17 protein-coding genes, 2 tRNA genes and 1 pseudogene are annotated in these 19,422 nt (G+C 49.8%); 15 read left to right on the top strand and 5 right to left on the bottom strand.

Annotated features, from left to right (window positions below; genetic code table 11):
* Positions 1–151: 151 nt before the first annotated feature.
* Positions 152–2,782 carry a leucine--tRNA ligase gene (gene leuS, locus KCG55_RS05535; protein WP_254322263.1) on the bottom strand — a complete coding sequence of 877 codons (2,631 nt, stop codon included), beginning with the start codon at positions 2,780–2,782 and terminating at the stop codon, positions 152–154.
* Positions 2,783–2,982: 200 nt separating this feature from the next.
* On the opposite strand from leuS, the gene KCG55_RS05540 reads away from it, so the two are divergent.
* From KCG55_RS05540 to KCG55_RS05555, 4 genes are all read left to right on the top strand, one after another.
* Positions 2,983–3,420, top strand: a complete 438-nt coding sequence (locus tag KCG55_RS05540; RefSeq protein ID WP_254322264.1) for a hypothetical protein — start codon at positions 2,983–2,985, stop codon at positions 3,418–3,420.
* 216 nt (positions 3,421–3,636) lie between these two features.
* The gene (dnaJ, locus tag KCG55_RS05545; protein WP_254322265.1) at positions 3,637–4,806 is read left to right on the top strand and encodes a molecular chaperone DnaJ; all 1,170 of its coding nucleotides are present in this window, start codon (positions 3,637–3,639) and stop codon (positions 4,804–4,806) included.
* Between the two features lie 297 nt (positions 4,807–5,103).
* Complete coding sequence (locus tag KCG55_RS05550; RefSeq protein ID WP_254322266.1) at positions 5,104–5,682, top strand: TMEM165/GDT1 family protein; 579 nt, start codon at positions 5,104–5,106, stop codon at positions 5,680–5,682.
* Between the two features lies 1 nt (position 5,683).
* Positions 5,684–6,334: a TIGR01621 family pseudouridine synthase gene (locus KCG55_RS05555; RefSeq protein ID WP_254322267.1), complete on the top strand. Its 651-nt coding sequence runs from the start codon at positions 5,684–5,686 to the stop codon at positions 6,332–6,334.
* Positions 6,335–6,407: 73 nt separating this feature from the next.
* Here the strand turns inward: KCG55_RS05555 and KCG55_RS05560 are convergent, their stop codons facing one another.
* On the bottom strand, positions 6,408–7,334 hold the full coding sequence (locus KCG55_RS05560; protein WP_254322268.1) for a LysR family transcriptional regulator: 927 nt from the start codon (positions 7,332–7,334) through the stop codon (positions 6,408–6,410).
* Positions 7,335–7,509: 175 nt separating this feature from the next.
* Here KCG55_RS05560 and KCG55_RS05565 point away from each other — a divergent pair.
* The 6 genes and pseudogenes from KCG55_RS05565 to KCG55_RS05590 all read left to right on the top strand — a co-directional run bounded on the left by KCG55_RS05565 (position 7,510) and on the right by KCG55_RS05590 (position 12,366).
* Positions 7,510–8,258: pseudogene (locus tag KCG55_RS05565) on the top strand (Nif3-like dinuclear metal center hexameric protein).
* A 122-nt stretch (positions 8,259–8,380) separates the two neighbouring features.
* Entirely contained in the window at positions 8,381–8,962 is a 582-nt protein-coding gene (petA, locus tag KCG55_RS05570) for a ubiquinol-cytochrome c reductase iron-sulfur subunit (protein ID WP_063076836.1), read from the top strand.
* Positions 8,963–8,980: 18 nt separating this feature from the next.
* On the top strand, positions 8,981–10,330 hold the full coding sequence (locus KCG55_RS05575) for a cytochrome b (RefSeq protein WP_254322269.1): 1,350 nt from the start codon (positions 8,981–8,983) through the stop codon (positions 10,328–10,330).
* Positions 10,331–10,344: 14 nt separating this feature from the next.
* Positions 10,345–11,130: a cytochrome c1 gene (locus KCG55_RS05580; protein ID WP_254322270.1), complete on the top strand. Its 786-nt coding sequence runs from the start codon at positions 10,345–10,347 to the stop codon at positions 11,128–11,130.
* Between the two features lie 214 nt (positions 11,131–11,344).
* Entirely contained in the window at positions 11,345–11,950 is a 606-nt protein-coding gene (locus KCG55_RS05585; protein WP_039861850.1) for a glutathione S-transferase N-terminal domain-containing protein, read from the top strand.
* Positions 11,951–11,961: 11 nt separating this feature from the next.
* Positions 11,962–12,366, top strand: a complete 405-nt coding sequence (locus KCG55_RS05590) for a ClpXP protease specificity-enhancing factor (protein WP_254322271.1) — start codon at positions 11,962–11,964, stop codon at positions 12,364–12,366.
* A gap of 139 nt (positions 12,367–12,505) precedes the next feature.
* Here the strand turns inward: KCG55_RS05590 and KCG55_RS05595 are convergent.
* From KCG55_RS05595 to KCG55_RS05605, 3 genes are all read right to left on the bottom strand, one after another.
* Positions 12,506–12,581, bottom strand: a tRNA-Ala gene (locus tag KCG55_RS05595).
* 6 nt (positions 12,582–12,587) lie between these two features.
* Positions 12,588–12,664: transfer RNA gene (locus KCG55_RS05600), tRNA-Met, on the bottom strand.
* Between the two features lie 106 nt (positions 12,665–12,770).
* Entirely contained in the window at positions 12,771–13,922 is a 1,152-nt protein-coding gene (locus KCG55_RS05605; protein WP_254322272.1) for a class I SAM-dependent methyltransferase, read from the bottom strand.
* A gap of 401 nt (positions 13,923–14,323) precedes the next feature.
* Here KCG55_RS05605 and mraZ point away from each other — a divergent pair, with 401 nt between their 5' ends.
* From mraZ to KCG55_RS05630, 5 genes are all read left to right on the top strand, one after another.
* On the top strand, positions 14,324–14,779 hold the full coding sequence (mraZ, locus tag KCG55_RS05610; protein WP_039861849.1) for a division/cell wall cluster transcriptional repressor MraZ: 456 nt from the start codon (positions 14,324–14,326) through the stop codon (positions 14,777–14,779).
* A complete protein-coding gene (gene rsmH, locus KCG55_RS05615; RefSeq protein WP_254322273.1) occupies positions 14,776–15,738 on the top strand; it encodes a 16S rRNA (cytosine(1402)-N(4))-methyltransferase RsmH in 963 nt (320 codons plus the stop codon). Before mraZ ends, rsmH begins: the two co-directional genes overlap by 4 nt.
* A gap of 63 nt (positions 15,739–15,801) precedes the next feature.
* Positions 15,802–16,065, top strand: coding sequence for a cell division protein FtsL (gene ftsL / locus KCG55_RS05620; RefSeq protein WP_003681879.1), 264 nt, complete (start codon positions 15,802–15,804; stop codon positions 16,063–16,065).
* 76 nt (positions 16,066–16,141) lie between these two features.
* Positions 16,142–17,890 carry a peptidoglycan D,D-transpeptidase FtsI family protein gene (locus tag KCG55_RS05625; protein ID WP_254322274.1) on the top strand — a complete coding sequence of 583 codons (1,749 nt, stop codon included), beginning with the start codon at positions 16,142–16,144 and terminating at the stop codon, positions 17,888–17,890.
* Between the two features lie 26 nt (positions 17,891–17,916).
* Positions 17,917–19,395, top strand: a complete 1,479-nt coding sequence (locus tag KCG55_RS05630) for a UDP-N-acetylmuramoyl-L-alanyl-D-glutamate--2,6-diaminopimelate ligase (protein ID WP_254322275.1) — start codon at positions 17,917–17,919, stop codon at positions 19,393–19,395.
* The last annotated feature ends 27 nt before the right edge of the window (positions 19,396–19,422 follow it).

The raw sequence follows: 19,422 nt of genomic DNA on the forward strand, positions 1-19,422 counted from the left end.
GATGCTTCAAAAATATCTTTATGATTTTGATTTAATTGAAAACCTTACATTTAAATGAAATAACGGTTGGAATTGAAAGCCAAAATAAAAGGCCGTCTGAAAACCAAGTTTCAGACGGCCTTTATCAGTATGGCTAAACCTTAAAAGCGGTTTAGACGACGATATTCACCAAGCGTCCGGGAACGACGATGATTTTCTTCGCAGGCTTGCCTTCCATGAATTTCACTGCGCCTTCGTTGGCAAGGGCGGTTGCTTCGAGGTCGGCTTTGGATGCGTCGGCGGCAACGGTGATTTTGCCGCGCAGTTTGCCGTTGACTTGAACCATCACTTCGATTTCGGATTTGACCAAGGCTGCTTCATCGACTGTCGGCCAGCCTGCTTCCCACAGTTTTGCGCCGTTCAATTTGCTCCACAGGGTTTCGCAGATGTGCGGCACGATGGGCCACAACAGGCGTACGGCGGTTTCCAATACTTCTTGGGCGACGGCGCGGCCTTGTTCGCTGCCGGTGTCGGTTTTGTCGTATTGGTTGAGCAGTTCCATCACGGCGGCGATGGCGGTGTTGAACTGCTGGCGGCGGCCGTAGTCGTCGCTGACTTTGGCGGTGGTGGCGTGCAGTTTGTGGCGCAGGTCTTTGAGTTCTTTAGACAAACCGTCTTGGCTGCCTGCGAACGCTTTGACCGCGCCGCCTTGTTTCAGGTATTCGTAAACGGTACGCCACAGACGGCGCAGGAAGCGGTGTGCGCCTTCGACGCCGCTGTCGCTCCATTCGAGGGACTGTTCGGGTGGTGCGGCAAACATCATGAACAGGCGGGCGGTGTCCGCGCCGTAGGCGTTAATCAGTTCTTGCGGATCGACGCCGTTGTTTTTGGACTTGGACATTTTTTCCGTGCCGCTGATGACGACGGGCAGCCCGTCGGCTTTGAGGACGGCGGAAACGGGGCGGCCTTTGTCGTCAAAAGTCAGCTCGACATCGGCGGGGTTGATCCAGTCTTTGCCGCCTTTGTCGTTTTCGCGGTAGTAGGTCTCGCAAACAACCATGCCTTGCGTGAGCAGGCGTTCAAACGGTTCGTCCACGCTGACCAAACCTTCGTCGCGCATCAGTTTGGTGAAGAAGCGCGCGTATAAGAGGTGCAAAATGGCATGTTCGATACCGCCGATGTATTGGTCGACCGAGCCCCAGTATTTTGCGGCTTCAGTCGATACCATGCCTTCTGCGAATTGAGGAGACATATAGCGGAAGAAGTACCAGCTCGATTCCATGAAGGTGTCCATGGTGTCGGTTTCGCGTTTTGCCGCGCCGCCGCAGCATGGGCAGGTGGTTTCATAAAACTCGGGCATTTTTGCCAAAGGCGAACCCATGCCGTCGGGTACGACGTTTTCAGGCAGGACGACGGGCAGTTGGTCGGCAGGGACGGGGACGTCGCCGCATTTTTCGCAATGGACGATGGGAATCGGGCAGCCCCAGTAGCGTTGGCGCGAAATACCCCAGTCGCGTAGGCGGTATTGGGTTTTCGGTTCGCCTGCGTCTTGGCTTTGCAGCTTGGCGGCAATGGCGTCGAATGCCGTCTGAAAATTCATGCCGTCCAAGTCGCCGCTGTTGACTAATACGCCGTTTTCTTTGTCGCCGTACCACTCTTGCCATTGGTTTGCGTCGAATGCGTTGTCGCCGACGGCAATGACTTGTTTTTTCAGCAGATTGTATTTGGTGGCGAACTCGAAATCGCGTTCGTCGTGCGCCGGAACCGCCATTACCGCGCCGTCGCCGTAGCCCCATAAGACATAGTTGGCAATCCACACTTCCAGCTTGTCGCCGTTGAGCGGGTTGACGACGTAGCGGCCGGTCGGCACGCCTTTTTTCTCCATCGTCGCCATATCGGCTTCGGCAACCGAGCCGGCTTTGCATTCGGCGATAAATGCCTGCAATTCGGGTTTGTTGGCGGCTGCGGCGGTTGCCAGCGGATGCTCGGCGGCAACGGCAACATAAGTCGCGCCCATCAGCGTGTCAGGACGGGTGGTATAAACTTGCAGGAATTTCGCGTAATCGCCTTCCAAGCCTTGTTTGCTGTCGTCTGAAACGGCGAAACGTACGGTCATACCGCGAGATTTACCGATCCAGTTGCGCTGCATGGTTTTGACTTGTTCCGGCCAGTGTTCCAGCTTGTCCAAATCGTTGAGCAGCTCTTCGGCGTAATCGGTGATTTTGAAGTAATACATCGGGATTTCGCGTTTTTCGATCAACGCGCCGGAACGCCAGCCGCGCCCGTCGATGACTTGCTCGTTGGCAAGGACGGTTTGGTCGACCGGGTCCCAGTTTACCGTGCCGTTTTTGCGATAGACGATGCCTTTTTCAAACAGCTTGGTAAACAGCCATTGTTCCCAGCGGTAGTATTCGGGTTTGCAGGTGGCGACTTCGCGCTCCCAGTCAATCGCAAAACCCAGGCTTTTGAGCTGGGTTTTCATGTATTCGATGTTGTCGTAAGTCCATGCGGCAGGGGCGACGTTGTTTTTCATCGCCGCATTTTCCGCAGGCATACCGAACGCGTCCCAACCCATAGGCTGCATGACGTTGAAGCCGTTTAAGAGTTTGAAGCGGCTCAATACGTCGCCGATGGTGTAGTTGCGCACATGCCCCATGTGCAGCTTGCCGCTGGGGTAGGGGAACATGGAGAGGCAGTAGTATTTGGGTTTGGAAGCGTCTTCGGAGACGTTGAAAATACGGGCGTCGTCCCATTTTTTCTGCGCCGCAGGCTCAATGGCGGCGGGTTGATAATGTTCTTGCATGGTCATTCTGTTTTTCGCTTGAAAATGTGAGGGAATTCAAAGGGGGGATTATAGCAGGTTCCCAAAGGATTGGCCTGTGGAACAGGCAGGATGGGCGGTCTTCAGCAGCCGCAAGGCGGAGTATCCTTGACAAGGATTTAGACTTCTATAAGAATAAGGCGAATATTTGTATTTCAACCATAACAGAAGAAAGGATCGCCATGATGAACAAAAACCTCTTAGCAGTTACCCTGAGCGCGATATTTGCCCTGGCCGCATGCGGCGGCTCGGACAACAGTGCGTCTGTCGCCCCGCAACAAGCATCCGCAGCTTCTGGTGCTTCTTCCCCTGCATCCGACGCAGCCGCACCGTCTTCCGAAGCCGTAGCATCGGAAGTGTCCCCGGTGGAAATGGGTTCGGCGCCAGAAAATCCCCTGCCGGCAGAGTGCGCCGACGTCGTTCGCAAACAAGAGGCATGTTGGTCGAAAATGAATTTTGACAAAGACGGGCTTGCCCAGGCCGAGATGGATTTGTCGCAATGGAAAAAACAGTTGAACGCTTTGGGCAGCAGCGAAGCGCAGGTTGAAGCTTGTCAAAAAGCGGCGAAACTGTTTGATGAGGCAAAAGACGGAAGCTGTCCGAAAATAGAGCTTAAATAAGCATTCCCCCGTATCCGTTGCCGATACTTCCCCAAGGCCGTCCGAGATATTCAGACGGCCTTTTTGCCGCAAACGGCGATACCGTTTGGAGTTGATTCGTCAAAAAACACCCGCCCGGAAAAACAATAATCGCCATGCCCGCACGCCTCTTGAGTTTTCCTTTATCCGCCCATATATCCGGTCTAGTTTTTACACATATCAACAACCATCACTATCATGAGCAACCAAGATTTTTATGCAACACTCGGCGTGGCGCGCGGCGCGACCGACGACGAAATTAAAAAAGCCTACCGCAAGCTGGCGATGAAATACCATCCCGACCGCAACCACGGCGACAAAGTGGCGGAAGAAAAATTCAAAGAGGTGCAGCGGGCCTATGAAACGCTTTCCGACAAGGAAAAACGTACCATGTACGACCAATACGGCCATGCCGCGTTCGAACAGGGCGCAGGTGCGGGCGGATTCGGTGGCTTTGGCGGTTTCGGCGGCCAAGGCGGATTCGGTGGAGCGCAAGGCTTCGATTTTTCCGATATTTTCAGCCAAATGTTCGGTGGTGGCGGCAGCGCAGGCGGCCGTCAGCCGGATTACAGCGGGGCGGACTTGCAGGTCGGCATAGAGATTTCGCTTGAAGAAGCCGCTAAAGGCGTGAAAAAACGCATCAATATTCCAACTTACGAAGAATGTGATGTCTGCCACGGCTCAGGTGCCAAACCGGGCACATCTGCATCGACTTGTTCGACCTGTCACGGCTCAGGTACGGTACACGTCCGCCAAGCCATTTTCCAAATGCAGCAGACTTGTCCGACTTGTCACGGTACAGGCAAAGAAATCAAAGATCCTTGCGTCAAATGCCGTGGCGAAGGCCGCACCAAAACCAGCAAAACGGTTGAAGTCAACATTCCGGCAGGCATCGACGACGGTCAACGCATCCGCTTGAGCGGCGAGGGCGAACCGGGTCAACACGGCGCACCGGCAGGCGATTTGTATGTCAATGTCCGCGTAAGACAGCACAAAATCTTCGAACGCAACGGCTTGGACCTGCATTGCGAACTGCCAATCAGCTTTGCCATTGCCGCATTGGGCGGTGAAGTCGAAGTGCCGACTTTGGACGGCAAAGTCAAACTGCACATTCCGAAAGAAACGCAGACCGGCCGCCGTATGCGCGTGAAAGGCAAAGGCATTAAGTCCCTGCGCTCCAGCTCGACCGGCGATTTGTACTGCCACATTTTGGTTGAAACACCGGTCAACCTGACCGACCGTCAGAAAGAGTTGCTGGAAGAATTTGAAAAAATCTCCTCCGGTCTCAATCTCAGCCAAACCCCGCGCAAAAAATCGTTTTGGGAAAAAGTAGGCGAAAAAGTAGGCGATTTGTTCTCCGATAATTAATCGCTGTGAAAAAGGCCGTCTGAAACCTGCTTGAATGAGGTTTCAGACGGCCTTTTGTTTTTCTTTTTGTTGCTTCAAGCCATGGATTGCCTTACAATTCGCGCTTCACTCTTACGGGAGTAGCCATTCGGCGCAATGCCGAAACCGTTGTCAACATAATCGGCTTGTGCGGCCGTGGCGGCGGTATCTTCTCTGCTTTATCGGAAGACAGGCAAGACGTAAGCGTTGTCCATACCCTTGCGGGCGGTATGCACAGCGCTTTTTGTTTGCCCGCTTTTCGGTTGAGTATCTTAAATCATGGAAGCTTTTTTCTCCTCGACGCTGGGCGTTGCCATTGCCGAAATCGGCGATAAGACGCAATTGCTCGCGCTCTTTTTGGCAGCACGTTTTGCCCACAAAAACGCGATTGTTGCCGGTATCTTTGTTGCAACCCTGTTGAACCATCTTGTTTCAGCCGCACTCGGTGTCTGGCTGGCATCCGCTATTTCGCCCGAAGTCATGAAATGGGTGATCGGCGGCAGCTTTATTGCGGTTGGATTATGGCTGCTGTTGCCGGACAAAGACGAAGACCCTGACGACAAGTGGCTGAAATACGGCGCATTTACGGCAACAGTCGTCCTGTTTTTCTTGGCGGAAATCGGCGATAAAACGCAAATTGCAACAGTTCTTTTGGCGGCAAAATACCAATCTATCCTGCTGGTCGTGGTCGGCAGTATTGTCGGTTTGATGATTGCTTCTGTGCCTGCCGTGTATTTGGGCGAAATGCTGATGCGTAAAATTCCGGCCAAAGCAGTGCGCATTGCCGCATGTATCTTGTTCTGCTTACTGGGTATTTTGACCCTGCTTGGCGACGGTATTGTGTTGAAGGCCGTCTGAAATGTGGGACATTGTTTTTGAACACAAAGACTTTGTGGTCATTAATAAGCCTTGCGGCGTATCGGTGCACAGCGAATCGGAAGGGGATGTTTGCCTGACCGCTTCGCTGGCTCAACAGCTCGGCGTTGAGCGCGTGTGGCTGGTTCACCGTTTGGACAAAGCCACCAGCGGCCTGTTGCTGTTTGCGCTCAACCGCGACAGCGCGGCGGCTTTGTCGGCGCAGTTTGCCGAGAAAACCATGCGTAAAACTTATTTGGCACTCGGTACGCACAAGCCGGCGAAAAAGCAGGGCTGGGTGAAAGGCGGTATGGCGCGTTCGCGGCGCGGTACATGGAAGCTGACGCGTGACGAGGATAATTTTGCCGTTACCCGTTTCAGCAGCCAAAGCCTGAAGCCTGGTTTGCGCCTGTTTGTGTTGCAACCGTTTACCGGCAAAACCCATCAGCTGCGCGTGGCCATGAAAAGCATAGGCAGTCCGATTTTGGGCGATACGCTGTATGGCGGCGATGAGGCGGAACATCTGTTTCTGCACGCTTGGCGTTTGGTTTTCGACTATCGCGGCGAGCATTTCGATATTCGGGTTGCGCCTGATAAAACATGGCCGTCTGAAATCGATTTGTCGGCGTGTTTGGGTTCGGATGAGTCCGAATAGGAGCAGTGAAATTTTTTATATATTGAAAAGGCCGTCTGAAAATTGTTCAGACGGCCTTTTGATTGTTTCAAGTTTACATTTCTAATTCGCTCAAACCCGGCAAGTCGGCAAAACAGCGGTCGTGCGTGATTTGGCAGAAGTTGTCCAGATAGCCTTTGTTGGCATCTTCCGTACGAATGGCGGCATAAAGTTTGCTTTGCAGGCCGTCTGAAGTGATTTTGCGGTGGACGACGTAGCCTTTTTCCAAATACGGCATGACCGTCCAATAGGGCAGGGCGGCGATGCCGCGTTTGCTGGCAACCAGCTGAATAATGGCGATGGTCAGCTCGCTGTGGCGGCGCGGCGGATTAATGCCTTTGGGCAGCAGCACTTTTTTGGGCAAATCCAGCATTTCGTCGGGGACGGGATAAGTAATCAGGGTTTCGTTGATAAAATCTTCTGCTTCCCAAACGTCTTTGTCGGCAAGCGGGTGGTCTTCTGCGCAGATGCCGACCATTTCATAGGCAAACAGAGGGCGGTAGCTGATGCCGTTGAGCGGCTCGGCTTCGGAAACGATGGCAAGGTCGGCGCGGTGTTGCAGCAATAGCCCGACCGGATCGGCTTGGAAACCGGAAACGATGTCCAATTCAACTTGCGGCCATAACGGGCGGAACTCGCCCATGGCAGGCATCAGCCAGTCAAAGCAGGTGTGGCATTCGACGGCAAGCCTGAGTTCGCCGGCTTCGCCTTCGATAATCCGCACCAGGTCACGTTCGGCGGCGGCAACCTGCGGCAACAGCTCGCGCGCCAGTTGCAGCAGGCGCATACCGGCCGGAGTGAAGCGCAAAGGTGTGGATTTGCGTTCAAACAACGGCGTTTCGTAATAATTTTCCAAGGCGCGGATTTGGTGCGACAGGGCGGATTGGGTCAGGAAAACCCGTTTGGCGGCAAGGGAAACGCTGCCGGTTTCTTCTAAAGCCAGCAAGGTTTTGAGATGACGCAATTCGATAATAGAGTCCATGTGTTTTCAGACGGCCTGTGGGTAAGGTGGGGTATATTAAAATAATTCATGATGATGTGCAAATGATTAATGTTGGGAATGATTGCTGAAATCGGAATGTAAGAATTTGAGGCATAAACAGATTTTGCGGTTAGAATGCGAAGCTGTTTTTGAAGATAGATATAAGGAGCGGAATATGGCTTTACGCCGCGAAATTCTGGCTTGGTGCGATGAGACATTGCAGGTCGGGCTGTTTAAGGACTATGCGCCCAATGGTTTACAGGTTGAAGGCAAAGAAGAAGTTGCCAAAATCGCCACTTCGGTTACCGCCAGCAAAGCTGCAATCGATTTTGCCGTAGGGCAGGGGCGGATATGCTTTTGGTTCACCACGGCATGTTTTGGAAAAGCGAGCCTGTCACGATTACCGGTTGGAAAAAAGCACGCATTGAAACCTTGCTGCAACACCAAATCAATATGGTGGGCTACCACCTGCCGCTGGACGCGCACCCGCAATTAGGCAATAACGCACAGTTGGCCGAGAAACTCGATTGGGTGCTCGAAAAACAATTCGGCGAGCAAAATCTGTTGAATACAGGCCGTCTGAAAACCACGCAAACATTGGCGCAGTTGTCTGAACGCATTGAGGCGGTATTCGGCCGCAAGCCGACCGTTATCGGCGATCTTGAACGCGAAATCAAACGTATTGCCTGGTGCAGCGGCGGTGCGCAGGGATTTTTTCAGACGGCCGTAGACGAAGGTGTCGATGCGTATCTGACCGGTGAAATTTCCGAAGCGCAATATCATCTTGCCAATGAAACAGGTGTAGCATTTATCAGTGCCGGCCACCACGCGACAGAACGTTACGGCGTACGCGTCTTAGGCGATGCCGTGGCAGAAAAATTCGGTATCGAAGTGGTTCACTTTGATGAAAACAACCCTGCTTGAGTATTGAGAAATATCATAAAACTTTACCTTATTTTAAATAATGCTTTGAGTATTACAACAAACTAGGTAGAATTACGCTGTTTAATGGCTCGGTATTCCCAAAATTTTAGGACGACTGAATAATGGATAATCAAGAAATCAACAACGGTCGCCGCCGTTTCCTGACACTGGCTACTTGCGGTGCAGGCGGTGTGGCGGCTCTGGGCGTAGCTACGCCTTTCGTGGCCAGCTTCTTCCCATCGGAAAAAGCTAAGGCTGCCGGTGCTGCTGTCGAAGTAGATGTCAGCAAAATCGAAGCAGGCCAAATGCTGACTGCCGAATGGCAGGGCAAACCGATCTGGCTGGTCAACCGCACAGATCAACAGCTCAAAGACTTGAAAAGTTTGAATGGCGCAGTTACAGATCCTAATTCCGAAGTGGATCATCAGCCCGAAAACTGTAAAAACGAGCACCGTTCGATCAAACCGAATCTCCTCGTCGCTATCGGTATCTGTACCCACCTGGGTTGCTCTCCGACTTACCGTCCCGACGTTGCCCCTGCGGATTTGGGTGCAGACTGGAAAGGCGGCTTCTTCTGCCCTTGCCACGGTTCGAAATTCGACATGGCAGGCCGCGTGTATAAAGGTGTTCCTGCACCGACCAACTTGGTTGTACCGCCTTACAAATATCTGAGCGATACGACTGTTTTGGTGGGCGAAGACTAAAAATAAGGAACGATAATTATGGCAAACCAAACCAATAGCAAAGCAAAAGCATTGTTAGGCTGGATGGACGATCGCTTCCCTCTGTCTAAAATGTGGAATGAGCATTTGGCTCAATACTATGCGCCGAAGAACTTTAACTTCTGGTACTACTTCGGCTCTTTGGCTCTGCTCGTCCTTGTAATTCAAATCGTCAGCGGTATTTTCCTGACCATGAACTACAAACCGGACGGCAACCTTAACACCTACCATCTGCCTGCTGCCTTTACCGCAGTAGAGTACATCATGCGCGACGTGTCCGGCGGTTGGATTATCCGCTACATGCACTCCACCGGCGCATCTTTCTTCTTCATCGTCGTTTATCTGCACATGTTCCGTGGTCTGATTTACGGTTCGTACAAAAAACCTCGTGAATTAGTGTGGATTTTCGGTTCCCTGATTTTCTTGGCATTGATGGCAGAAGCCTTTATGGGTTACCTGTTGCCTTGGGGTCAAATGTCCTTCTGGGGTGCGCAGGTAATTATTAACCTGTTCTCCGCCATCCCTGTTATCGGTCCTGATTTGTCCACTTGGATCCGCGGTGACTTCAACGTTTCCGACGTTACTCTGAACCGCTTCTTCGCCCTGCACGTTATCGCTGTACCTTTGGTATTGCTCGGCTTGGTTGTGGCACACATCATCGCCCTGCACGAAGTGGGTTCTAACAACCCTGATGGCGTTGAAATCAAGAAAAACAAAGACGAAAACGGTATTCCACGCGATGGTATCCCATTCCATCCTTACTACACCGTTAAAGATATCTTGGGCGTCGTTGTATTCCTGATTGTCTTCTGTTCTGTGTTGTTCTTTGCACCTGAAGGTGGCGGATACTTCTTGGAAGCGCCAAACTTCGATGCAGCGAATGCGCTGAAAACACCTCCGCACATTGCGCCGGTATGGTACTTCACTCCGTTCTACGCAATTCTGCGTGCGATTCCTTCCTTTGCCGGTACTCAGGTATGGGGTGTAATCGGTATGGGTGCAGCAGTTGTACTGATCGCCTTGTTGCCTTGGTTGGATAAAGGCGAGGTTAAATCTGTCCGCTATCGCGGCCCAATCTTCAAAACTGCGTTGGTTCTGTTCATTATTGCTTTCATCGGTTTGGGTATTTTGGGTGCAATGGTAGCAACTGATACTCGTACTTTGGTTGCACGTATCCTGTCTTTCGTCTACTTTGCATTCTTCCTGGGTATGCCGTTCTATACCAAACTGGATACCAACAAACCAGTTCCTGAACGCGTAACCATGAGCACTACTAAACAAAAAATTATGTTCTTTGTTTACGTCGGTATTACCGTCGTCGGTGCTTACTTGTTTGCAACCAATATCTGATGAGGGCAGCGAAAATGAAACAAACTCTAAAAAACTGGTTTGCTGCCTTATTGCTGGCAGTGCCTATGAGTGCAGCCGTCGCCAGCGGCGGCGGACACTACGAAAAAGTCGATATCGATCTGCGTGACCAAGTCAGCCTGCAGCACGGTGCGCAAATCTTTACAAACTACTGTTTGTCTTGCCACTCTGCAAGCGGTATGCGCTTCAACCGTCTGAAAGACATCGGTTTGACTGAAGATGAAATCAAGAAAAACCTGATGTTCACAACAGACAACGTTGGTGATGTCATGGTAGCAGCAATGGATCCGAAAGATGCCTCCAAATGGTTGGGTGCGCCTCCGCCGGATTTGACCCTGATTGCCCGTTCTAAGGGTGCAGACTACCTGTACGCCTATATGCGCGGCTTCTATAAAGACCCAACTCGTCCGAACGGTTGGAACAATACTGTTTTGGCCGGTGCGAGTATGCCTCACCCATTGTGGGAGCAACAAGGTGTTCAAGCCGTTGAGTTGGATGCCAAAGGTCAGCCCGTTATGATTAAAGACGAGCATGGCAACCTGACTCCTAAGCTGTATTGGGAATCTACCGGTCTGCAAAGCCGTCGCCTGCCTAACGGTAAAGTGATCCAAAAAGAGTACGATACTTATGTACGCGACTTGGTGAACTACTTGGTGTACATGGGTGAGCCTGCTCAGTTGCAACGCCACCGCATCGGCTACATGGTTCTGGCATTCCTGTTTGCGGTAATGCTGCCATTGGCTTACTTCCTGAAAAAAGAATTCTGGAAAGACGTTCACTAATTCTTTTGAATCAAAAAGGCAAACCTGTTTCAGGTTTGCCTTTTTTGTTTGTTAACTTGGTATATACGAAAATAATGTAAATTTTAAAATTACTTAATATAAACAATATGATATGTGAAATTTCTGGATTAAGTGTTTGAAATTTTGTATAATTCTGTCTGAATTTTTATAAGGCTTAAGGCCGTCTGAAAAGATTTATCAGGAGTAAAAGATTATGATGACATTGTATTCGGGTATTACTTGTCCATTCAGTCAACGCTGCCGTTTTGTGCTGTACGAAAAAGGCATGGATTTTGAAATCAAAGATGTGGACGTGTTCAATAAACCTGAAGACTTGGCTTTGATGAATCCGTATAACCAAGTACCGGTTCTGGTTGAGCGTGATCTGATTTTGCACGAATCAAACATCATCAACGAATACATTGACGAGCGTTTCCCTCATCCTCAGTTGATGCCGGGTGATCCTGTTATGCGCGGTCGCGGCCGTTTGGTACTGTACCGTATGGAAAAAGAATTGTTCAGCTTGGTGCAAGTGCTGGAAAACCCTGAATCTACCAATAAAGAACAAGCTAAAGCGCGTGAAGCCATTGGCAATGGTTTGACACTGTTGGCGCCGTCTTTTACTAAAAACAAATACATCTTGGGTGACGACTTCTCCATGATTGATGTTGCCTTGTCTCCGCTGCTGTGGCGTTTGGACTATTACGACATCAAACTGGGTAAATCTGCTGCGCCTTTGCTGAAATACGCTGAACGTATTTTTCAACGCGAAGCCTTTATTGAAGCACTGACGCCGGCTGAAAAAGCCATGCGCCGCTAAAGGATGGGTTTATGGCAACTTCAACCAAACCGTATTTGTTGCGTGCTTTGTATGAATGGTGTTTGGATAATAACCAAACACCACACATCGTGGCTTGGGTAAATGAACATACCCGAGTGCCGATGCAGTATGTGCGCGATAATGAAATTGTTTTAAATATTGGTCTTACCGCCAGCCATAACTTGAATATCGACAACGAATGGGTCAATTTCTCTGCCCGTTTTTCCGGCGTAGCGCACGAGATTTGGATTCCGGTCGGTCATATTGTCAGTATATTTGGCCGTGAAAGTGGAGAGGGTATGGGTTTTGAGGTAGAACCATATCAGCCTGCTTCTGTTGAAGCTGCAGCGGCAGAAGATAAAAAAGCTGAATCTGCGGAAGAGAAACCGAAAAAAGTATTGAAGCTTGTGAAGTAATTAAAGACAAAAGGCCGTCTGAAATGTTTCAGGCGGCCTTTATTGATTAGTTATTGAAATGGCAAAATTAATGAGCAATCAGTTATTAATTAAGCCAAACAAAAAAGCTCTTGCATTTAACAAGAGCTTTTTTGTTTAGTGGTGGAGGTAAGCGGGATCGAACCGCTGACCTCTTGCATGCCATGCAAGCGCTCTACCAACTGAGCTATACCCCCGAAATTTGGTGGCGAATCAGGGACTCGAACCCCGGACACAAGGATTATGATTCCTCTGCTCTAACCGACTGAGCTAATTCGCCGTTTCGTGAAGTCGCTATTATAGTTTTTTTTGAATATTTGGCAAGCGCTAATTTTGTTTTTTTTTATTTCTTATTGTTTTTAAAAAATAAAAAGTAGGTTGTCAGACTATAGCTTATGGCAAATATCGCCGTGGCTGAAGCCTGTCCAATCGATATCAATGTCTTTGCCAAAAGCGATCACTTTAAAAAGTTCGCCCATTTCGTGCTGATGTATCAGTTTCTGAACTGCGGCTGCGGCTTGGATATATTCAACCGAATCCGGGCTGCCGATTTGTGCCAGCAGATTGGTGATACCGAGATTGAGTAGGAAATAAGATTGGGGCAGGTAGCCGATTAAGTCCAAACCTGATTTCGTGCCGGCGCGTGCGATATCGGTGAAATTAACGTGTGCAGTCAAATCGGTCAGGCCGATATTGAAAAATGGGTTATGGATAGTGTAATGGCGATAGTGGCCGATAAATGTGCCTTCCTTACGTTGCGGGTGGTAATACTGAGCGGCATCGAAGCCGTAATCGATAAATATCATGCCGCCGCGCTGCAATTTGGCGGCCAGGGTTTGGATAAAGGCATATTGTGCAGGATGCAGCTCGCTTGTGTATGAAGGAAGGGGAGGGAAGTACAAGGCGGCTGTTTGCGTAAGTTCGGCTTGAGCCAATGGTCTGATGGCTTCGATTAGCTCGTCATTCTCTAGGCTGACACCGATTTGTTGAAACCCTTCGTCTTGATAAATCAAGCGTTCAACCGGCATGGCATCCAATACTTCGTTGCCGATGATGATGCCGTCAAAATGTTCGGGTAATGTGGCGAGGTGGATGACTTTGGCGGCTGCTTCAGGGGAAGTGTGCTCAAGAATATGTTGGCGTTGTCTCTCTGCAAGTTCTGCCGATAGCTCGATAATGTAGTAATGATTCAGGCCGTCTGAAAGATTTTGCAAGAGTGTAGCAGCGAGATGACCTGTACCTGCACCAAATTCGTAGATATTGCCTGCTGTTTGCGGCAGTAATTCGGCAAGTTGTTTGGCAAGGGTTTGTCCGAATAGGGGGGAGAGGGTGGGGGCAGTAATGAAGTCGCCGTCCGTACCGATTTTATGGCTGCCTCCGCTGTAATAGCCGTATTGAGGTGTGTAAAGGGCAAGCTCCATAAAACGGGAGAAGGATATCCAGTTTTGATGTTGTTCAATTTCGTTTTTTATGAGCTTGGTCAGGTGTGCTGAAGAGGCTTGTGCATCAGTGGAAGGGAGGGGGAGTTGTGGCTTCATGACTGTTAGATAATGTAAAAAATTTGAATTTGTTTGTATATTATAGCCCCTTGTGAGAGGGGTGGTAATCGGGTATAAAAATACTATATGTAGTATTTTAAAAACACAAATAATACTATATATAGTGTTTTATGCTATATGAAATGATTGGCATATCAATTTGTCATGCATTTTTACATATATAACCTATTGAATTTTAAGTGTTTAGTGTTTCATTTTAGATGAGGGGTTGATTTGACCTGATTGCCAAAATTTCTTATAGTGTCGGTTAGTGGGGTATAGTGGGTGAAAGTGGTTACTTTTTCCTAAAAAGTGTTCCGTGGAAGTGAAAACGAAATATTTTAGGAAAGTGGGATTTTTGATCCCACTCTGTTTTATTTTAATCGAATTTGGGGTGTGATGTGTTTGGCGGTGCTCATGAATTGAGTATGGACAGTAAAGGGCGGTTGGCGATTCCTGCCAAATTCCGCGATATTTTGCTGCGCCGTTATACGCCTGCAATTGTGGTCACACTGGATTCCCGAAAAAAATTATTGATGTACCCCGAGCCCGTTTGGGAAGAAAAAGCCGAGCAGATTTTGAAGTTGAAAGTAGCCGGCAATGAAGCTTTGCAACGGTATCAGAATTTACTGCTGCACAATGCGGAGATTTTGGAGTGGGACAGCGCCGGACGCGTTTTGATTCCGGCGAATCTGCGCAAACGTGTGGATTTTGAAAAAGAAGTTACTTTGGTTGGCCGTGCAAACCGTATGGAGTTGTGGGGTCGCGAACATTGGGAAGAGGAAATGAATCAGGCTTTGGATATCGATCCTGATGAATTGGCTTTCCAATTGAGTCAAACGGATTTGCAATTGTGAGTAAAGTTGAAAATTATCAGCATGTTACTGTCTTGTTGCATGAGGCGGTGGATGCGTTGGCAATCTGTGAAGACGGGATTTATGTGGACGGTACGTTCGGTAGGGGAGGGCATTCCCGACTGATTTTGTCACGTTTGGGAGAGCAGGGTCGTTTGGTTGTTTTTGATAAAGACCCCGAGGCGATTGCGGTAGCCAATGAATTGGCAGAGCAAGATAAGCGTGTCAGTGTCGTACACAATGGTTTTGAAACATTTCAGACGGCCTTGGATGAATTGGGCATCGATAAGATTGACGGTGCACTTTTTGATTTGGGGATTTCGTCGCCGCAAATTGACGATGGCAGCCGCGGATTCAGTTTCCGCTTTGATGCGCCGTTGGATATGCGAATGGATCCGACTCGCGGGATGTCTGCGGCAGAATGGATTGCAACCGCATCCGAACAGGATTTACACGAGGTAATTAAGAATTATGGTGAAGAGCGGTTTAGTCGCCAGATTGCGCGCGCCATTGTTGCGCAACGCGAGGAGAGTCCCATCGATACAACCCGCAAGCTGGCGCAGCTTGTGGCGCAAAACGTCCGTACTCGTGAGCGCGGACAAGACCCTGCAACGCGCACCTTCCAAGCAGTTCGCATCTTTATTAACCGCGAGCTCGAAGAGGTAGAGGCAGTTTTGCCGCAAGTTGCAGGCCGTCTGAAAGAGGGTGGACGCTTGGCTGTCATTGCGTTCCATTCGCTGGAAGACAGAATTGTGAAGCAGTTTATTAAAAAATATTCGCAACATGAGCCATTGCCCCGTTGGGCGGTGGTCAAGGAAGCGGATTTGCCTCAGCCGCCTTTGAAGGCTGTGGGCAAAGCAATTAAACCGGGTTCGATAGAGACTGAAGCCAATCCGCGTGCACGCAGTGCAGTTTTGCGTGTGGCGGAGCGAAGCAGTGGCGAATTTTCGGTTATTGAGTAGGGGATGGCGTCTAAACGCTGTCGTAAGAGATAGTCCTGTTGACAGGCCGTCTGAAAGTTTGAGATGGGTAAGTTGAATATTTTATTGCTGGTTTTGGTGACGGTCTCAGCCTTTGCCGTAGTGTTTAAGCAAAACCAGTCCCGTTTGCATTTTATCGAGTTGGATAAGGCACAAAAACGGGAAATTCAGTTGGAACAGGATTACGCGCGCTTGAAATTGGAGCAGGCTAGGCTGGCAAACCACAAGTTGATTAAAGTGGCGGCAGAAAAGCAACATCTGCTTCCGCCGGGTGCGCATAATACGGCTATGCTGGAACGCAAAAAATAAGAATAGAGCCTTGCATTGGTGCAAGATTTACGGGATTTGATGGCTCACTGAGCAGCTAAGTCATGAGAAGTTCAACATGTTAATTAAGAACGAATATAAACCTCAAATGCTGTCTGGAACAACAAAAACGAAAAAACCGCTGACAAGTAACGGACGAATCGGTTTGGTGCTGGGCGCTGTTGCGCTGGCATTTGCCGGTCTGTTGGTACGCGGGGTTTATCTGCAAACCAGTCAGCATGAATTTTTGAAAAATCAGGGTGACCAACGTTTTGTGCGTACGCTTCCGCTGCCGGCATCACGCGGTATGATTACCGACCGCAATGGTGCCACATTGGCTTTGAGTGCGCCTACTGAATCATTGTATGCCATGCCTTCCGGTATGGAAGAAATGCCGACTGCAGAACAATTAGAAAAACTGTCGGCCATTGCCGATGTGCCTGTTGAAGTTTTGAAAAATAAATTGTCTAAAAAAGACAAAGGCTTTATCTACCTGAAACGTCAACTCAGTTACGAGAAGGCAGAAGAAATCAAAGCATTGGGCATTAAAGGCATCGCCTTCCAAAAAGAATTGAAACGCCATTACCCGATGGGCAATCTGTTTGCACACGTTATCGGTTTTACCAATATTGACGGCAAAGGCCAGGAAGGCTTGGAGCTTTCCCGTGAAGACAGCCTGCGCGGTGAAGATGGTGCGAAAGTCGTATTGCGTGACAACAAAGGCAATATCGTAGACAGCCTCGATTCTCCACGCAACAGCGTGCCTAAAAACGGCCAAGACATGATTTTGTCTTTGGATCAGCGTATTCAAACGTTGGCTTATGACGAGTTGAACAAGGCTGTGGCTTATCACAAAGCCAAAGCGGGTACTGTTGTGGTATTGGATGCGCAAACCGGCGAAATTTTGGCGTTGGTCAACAGTCCGGCTTACGATCCGAATCAACCGGGTCAAGCCAATAGCGAACAGCGCCGCAACCGCGCTGTAACCGACATGATCGAACCCGGTTCTGCCATGAAGCCGTTTACCATTGCGAAAGCATTGGATTCAGGCAAAGTGGATGCAACCGATACGTTCAATACCCTACCTTACAAAATCGGTCCGGCTACCGTACAAGATACCCACGTTTATCCTACTTTGGATGTGCGCGGCATTATGCAAAAATCTTCCAACGTCGGTACCAGTAAACTTTCTGCCATGTTTACGCCTAAAGAAATGTACGATTTCTATCACGATTTAGGTGTGGGCGTGCGCATGCATTCAGGCTTTCCTGGTGAGACTGCAGGTTTGTTGAGAAGCTGGCGCAGATGGCAAAAAATCGAACAGGCAACCATGTCTTTCGGTTATGGCCTGCAATTAAGCTTATTGCAATTGGCGCGTGCCTATACTGTCTTGACCCATGACGGCGAATTGTTGCCGGTCAGCTTTGAAAAACAAGCGGTTGCACCTAAAGGCAAACGCGTGATCAAAGCCTCTACTGCGAAAAAAGTGCGCGAGCTGATGGTTTCCGTTACTGAAGCCGGCGGTACCGGTACTGCCGGTGCTGTCGATGGTTTCGACGTAGGTGCGAAAACCGGTACGGCGCGTAAACTGGTCAATGGTCGCTATGTAGACAACAAACACGTCGGTACATTCATCGGTTTTGCCCCGGCTAAAAATCCACGCGTGATTGTGGCCGTTACCATCGACGAACCGACTGCCAACGGCTATTACGGCGGCGTGGTTGCCGGTCCTGTATTCAAAGAAGTCATGAGCGGAAGCTTGAACATCTTGGGCGTTTCCCCGACCAAGCCTTTAAGTAATACCGCTACTGTCAAAGTACCGTCATAATCCAAACAATCAAAGAGATATTGTTTATGTTCAGCAAGTTAACCCCCTTGGCTGAAACCAACTTTCCGCCTCTGCTGTGTGAAAACGCAGCAGGGCGTTTGTTGCATTCAGACAGCCGACAAATTAAACAGGGTGACATTTTCGTTGCCTGCCAGGGCGAATATACAGACGGCCGTAGCTATATTCCTGCCGCCATCGCCAACGGTGCAACCTTTGTTTTTTGGGATGATGATGGCAAATTCACATGGAATCCCGAATGGAACGTTCCCAATCAAGGCATCAAAGATTTAAAACATCGCGCCGGTATGTTGGCGGCACAGGTTTACGGCAATGTTTCAGACGGCCTTAAGGTCTGGGGTGTAACCGGTACCAACGGCAAAACCTCTATCACACAATGGCTGGCGCAAGCTGCCGATCTGTTGGGCGAAAAAACCGCCATTATCGGCACAGTCGGCAACGGTTTTTGGGGCGCATTGGAAGAGACCACGCATACCACTCCTGCTCCTGTCGATGTTCAAACCCTGCTCTACCGCTTCCGCCAGCAAGGCGCAACAGCCGCCGCGATGGAAGTTTCCAGCCACGGCCTTGACCAATCACGCGTCAACGGCGTGCCGTTTTGCAGTGCAATCTTCACTAATCTCACCCGCGACCACCTCGATTATCACGGTACCATGGAAGCCTACGGTGCCATCAAATCGCGCCTGTTCTACTGGCATGGTCTGCAACACGCCATCATCAATGTCGATGATGAATACGGTGCGGAACTCGCAGGCCGTCTGAAAAAAGACTGTCCCGATTTAGCCGTTTACGGCTACGGCTTCAGTGAACACGCCGATATCCGCATTACCGATTTCACCGCTTCTTCAGACGGCATGGAAGCCGTATTCCAAACACTATGGGGTGAAGGAAAATGCCGTACCCGTCTGCTCGGACGGTTTAACGCGCAAAACCTCGCCGCCTGCGTTGCCTTGCTGTGTGCCAACGGTTATCCACTCAATAACGTTTTGGAAGCACTGGCAAAAATCCGTCCTGCCTCAGGCCGCATGGATTGCATTATGAACAGAGGCAAACCTTTGGTCGTTGTCGATTATGCTCACACGCCCGATGCACTGGAAAAAGCACTCTCCACTTTGCAGGAAATCAAACCGCAGGGCGCGGCCTTATGGTGCGTATTTGGTTGCGGCGGCAACCGAGACCGCGGCAAACGCCCATTGATGGGCGCGGCAGCCGTGCAGGGTGCCGATAAAGTGGTGGTTACCAGCGATAATCCGCGCTTGGAAAATCCGCAAGAAATCATCAACGATATTTTGCCTGCCGTGCCTAATCCTGAGCGTGTCGAAGTTGATCGCGCCGTCGCCATCCGTTATGCGGTTAAACAGGCTGCCGCGAACGACATCATTCTGATTGCCGGTAAAGGACATGAAAACTATCAGGATGTACAAGGCGTGAAGCACCATTTCTCCGATTTTGAAATCGCAGAAAAAGCATTGGCAGAGCGCGGTTAAGCCATAACGCAAATATTCAGACGGCCC

The sequence above is a fragment of the Neisseria subflava genome (assembly GCF_024205745.1).
GTDB classification, from domain to species: Bacteria; Pseudomonadota; Gammaproteobacteria; order Burkholderiales; family Neisseriaceae; genus Neisseria; species Neisseria flavescens_B.

Coding starts and splice junctions, on each gene's coding strand:
- KCG55_RS05580 (WP_254322270.1), top strand. CDS start 10,345: ATGAAACAAACTCTAAAAAACTGGTTTGCTGCCTTATTGCTGGCAGTG.
- KCG55_RS05630 (WP_254322275.1), top strand. CDS start 17,917: ATGTTCAGCAAGTTAACCCCCTTGGCTGAAACCAACTTTCCGCCTCTG.
- KCG55_RS05550 (WP_254322266.1), top strand. CDS start 5,104: ATGGAAGCTTTTTTCTCCTCGACGCTGGGCGTTGCCATTGCCGAAATC.
- KCG55_RS05585 (WP_039861850.1), top strand. CDS start 11,345: ATGATGACATTGTATTCGGGTATTACTTGTCCATTCAGTCAACGCTGC.
- KCG55_RS05560 (WP_254322268.1), bottom strand. CDS start 7,334: ATGGACTCTATTATCGAATTGCGTCATCTCAAAACCTTGCTGGCTTTA.
- KCG55_RS05555 (WP_254322267.1), top strand. CDS start 5,684: ATGTGGGACATTGTTTTTGAACACAAAGACTTTGTGGTCATTAATAAG.
- petA (WP_063076836.1), top strand. CDS start 8,381: ATGGATAATCAAGAAATCAACAACGGTCGCCGCCGTTTCCTGACACTG.
- KCG55_RS05605 (WP_254322272.1), bottom strand. CDS start 13,922: ATGAAGCCACAACTCCCCCTCCCTTCCACTGATGCACAAGCCTCTTCA.
- KCG55_RS05625 (WP_254322274.1), top strand. CDS start 16,142: ATGTTAATTAAGAACGAATATAAACCTCAAATGCTGTCTGGAACAACA.
- leuS (WP_254322263.1), bottom strand. CDS start 2,782: ATGCAAGAACATTATCAACCCGCCGCCATTGAGCCTGCGGCGCAGAAA.
- dnaJ (WP_254322265.1), top strand. CDS start 3,637: ATGAGCAACCAAGATTTTTATGCAACACTCGGCGTGGCGCGCGGCGCG.
- KCG55_RS05590 (WP_254322271.1), top strand. CDS start 11,962: ATGGCAACTTCAACCAAACCGTATTTGTTGCGTGCTTTGTATGAATGG.
- ftsL (WP_003681879.1), top strand. CDS start 15,802: ATGGGTAAGTTGAATATTTTATTGCTGGTTTTGGTGACGGTCTCAGCC.
- KCG55_RS05575 (WP_254322269.1), top strand. CDS start 8,981: ATGGCAAACCAAACCAATAGCAAAGCAAAAGCATTGTTAGGCTGGATG.
- KCG55_RS05540 (WP_254322264.1), top strand. CDS start 2,983: ATGATGAACAAAAACCTCTTAGCAGTTACCCTGAGCGCGATATTTGCC.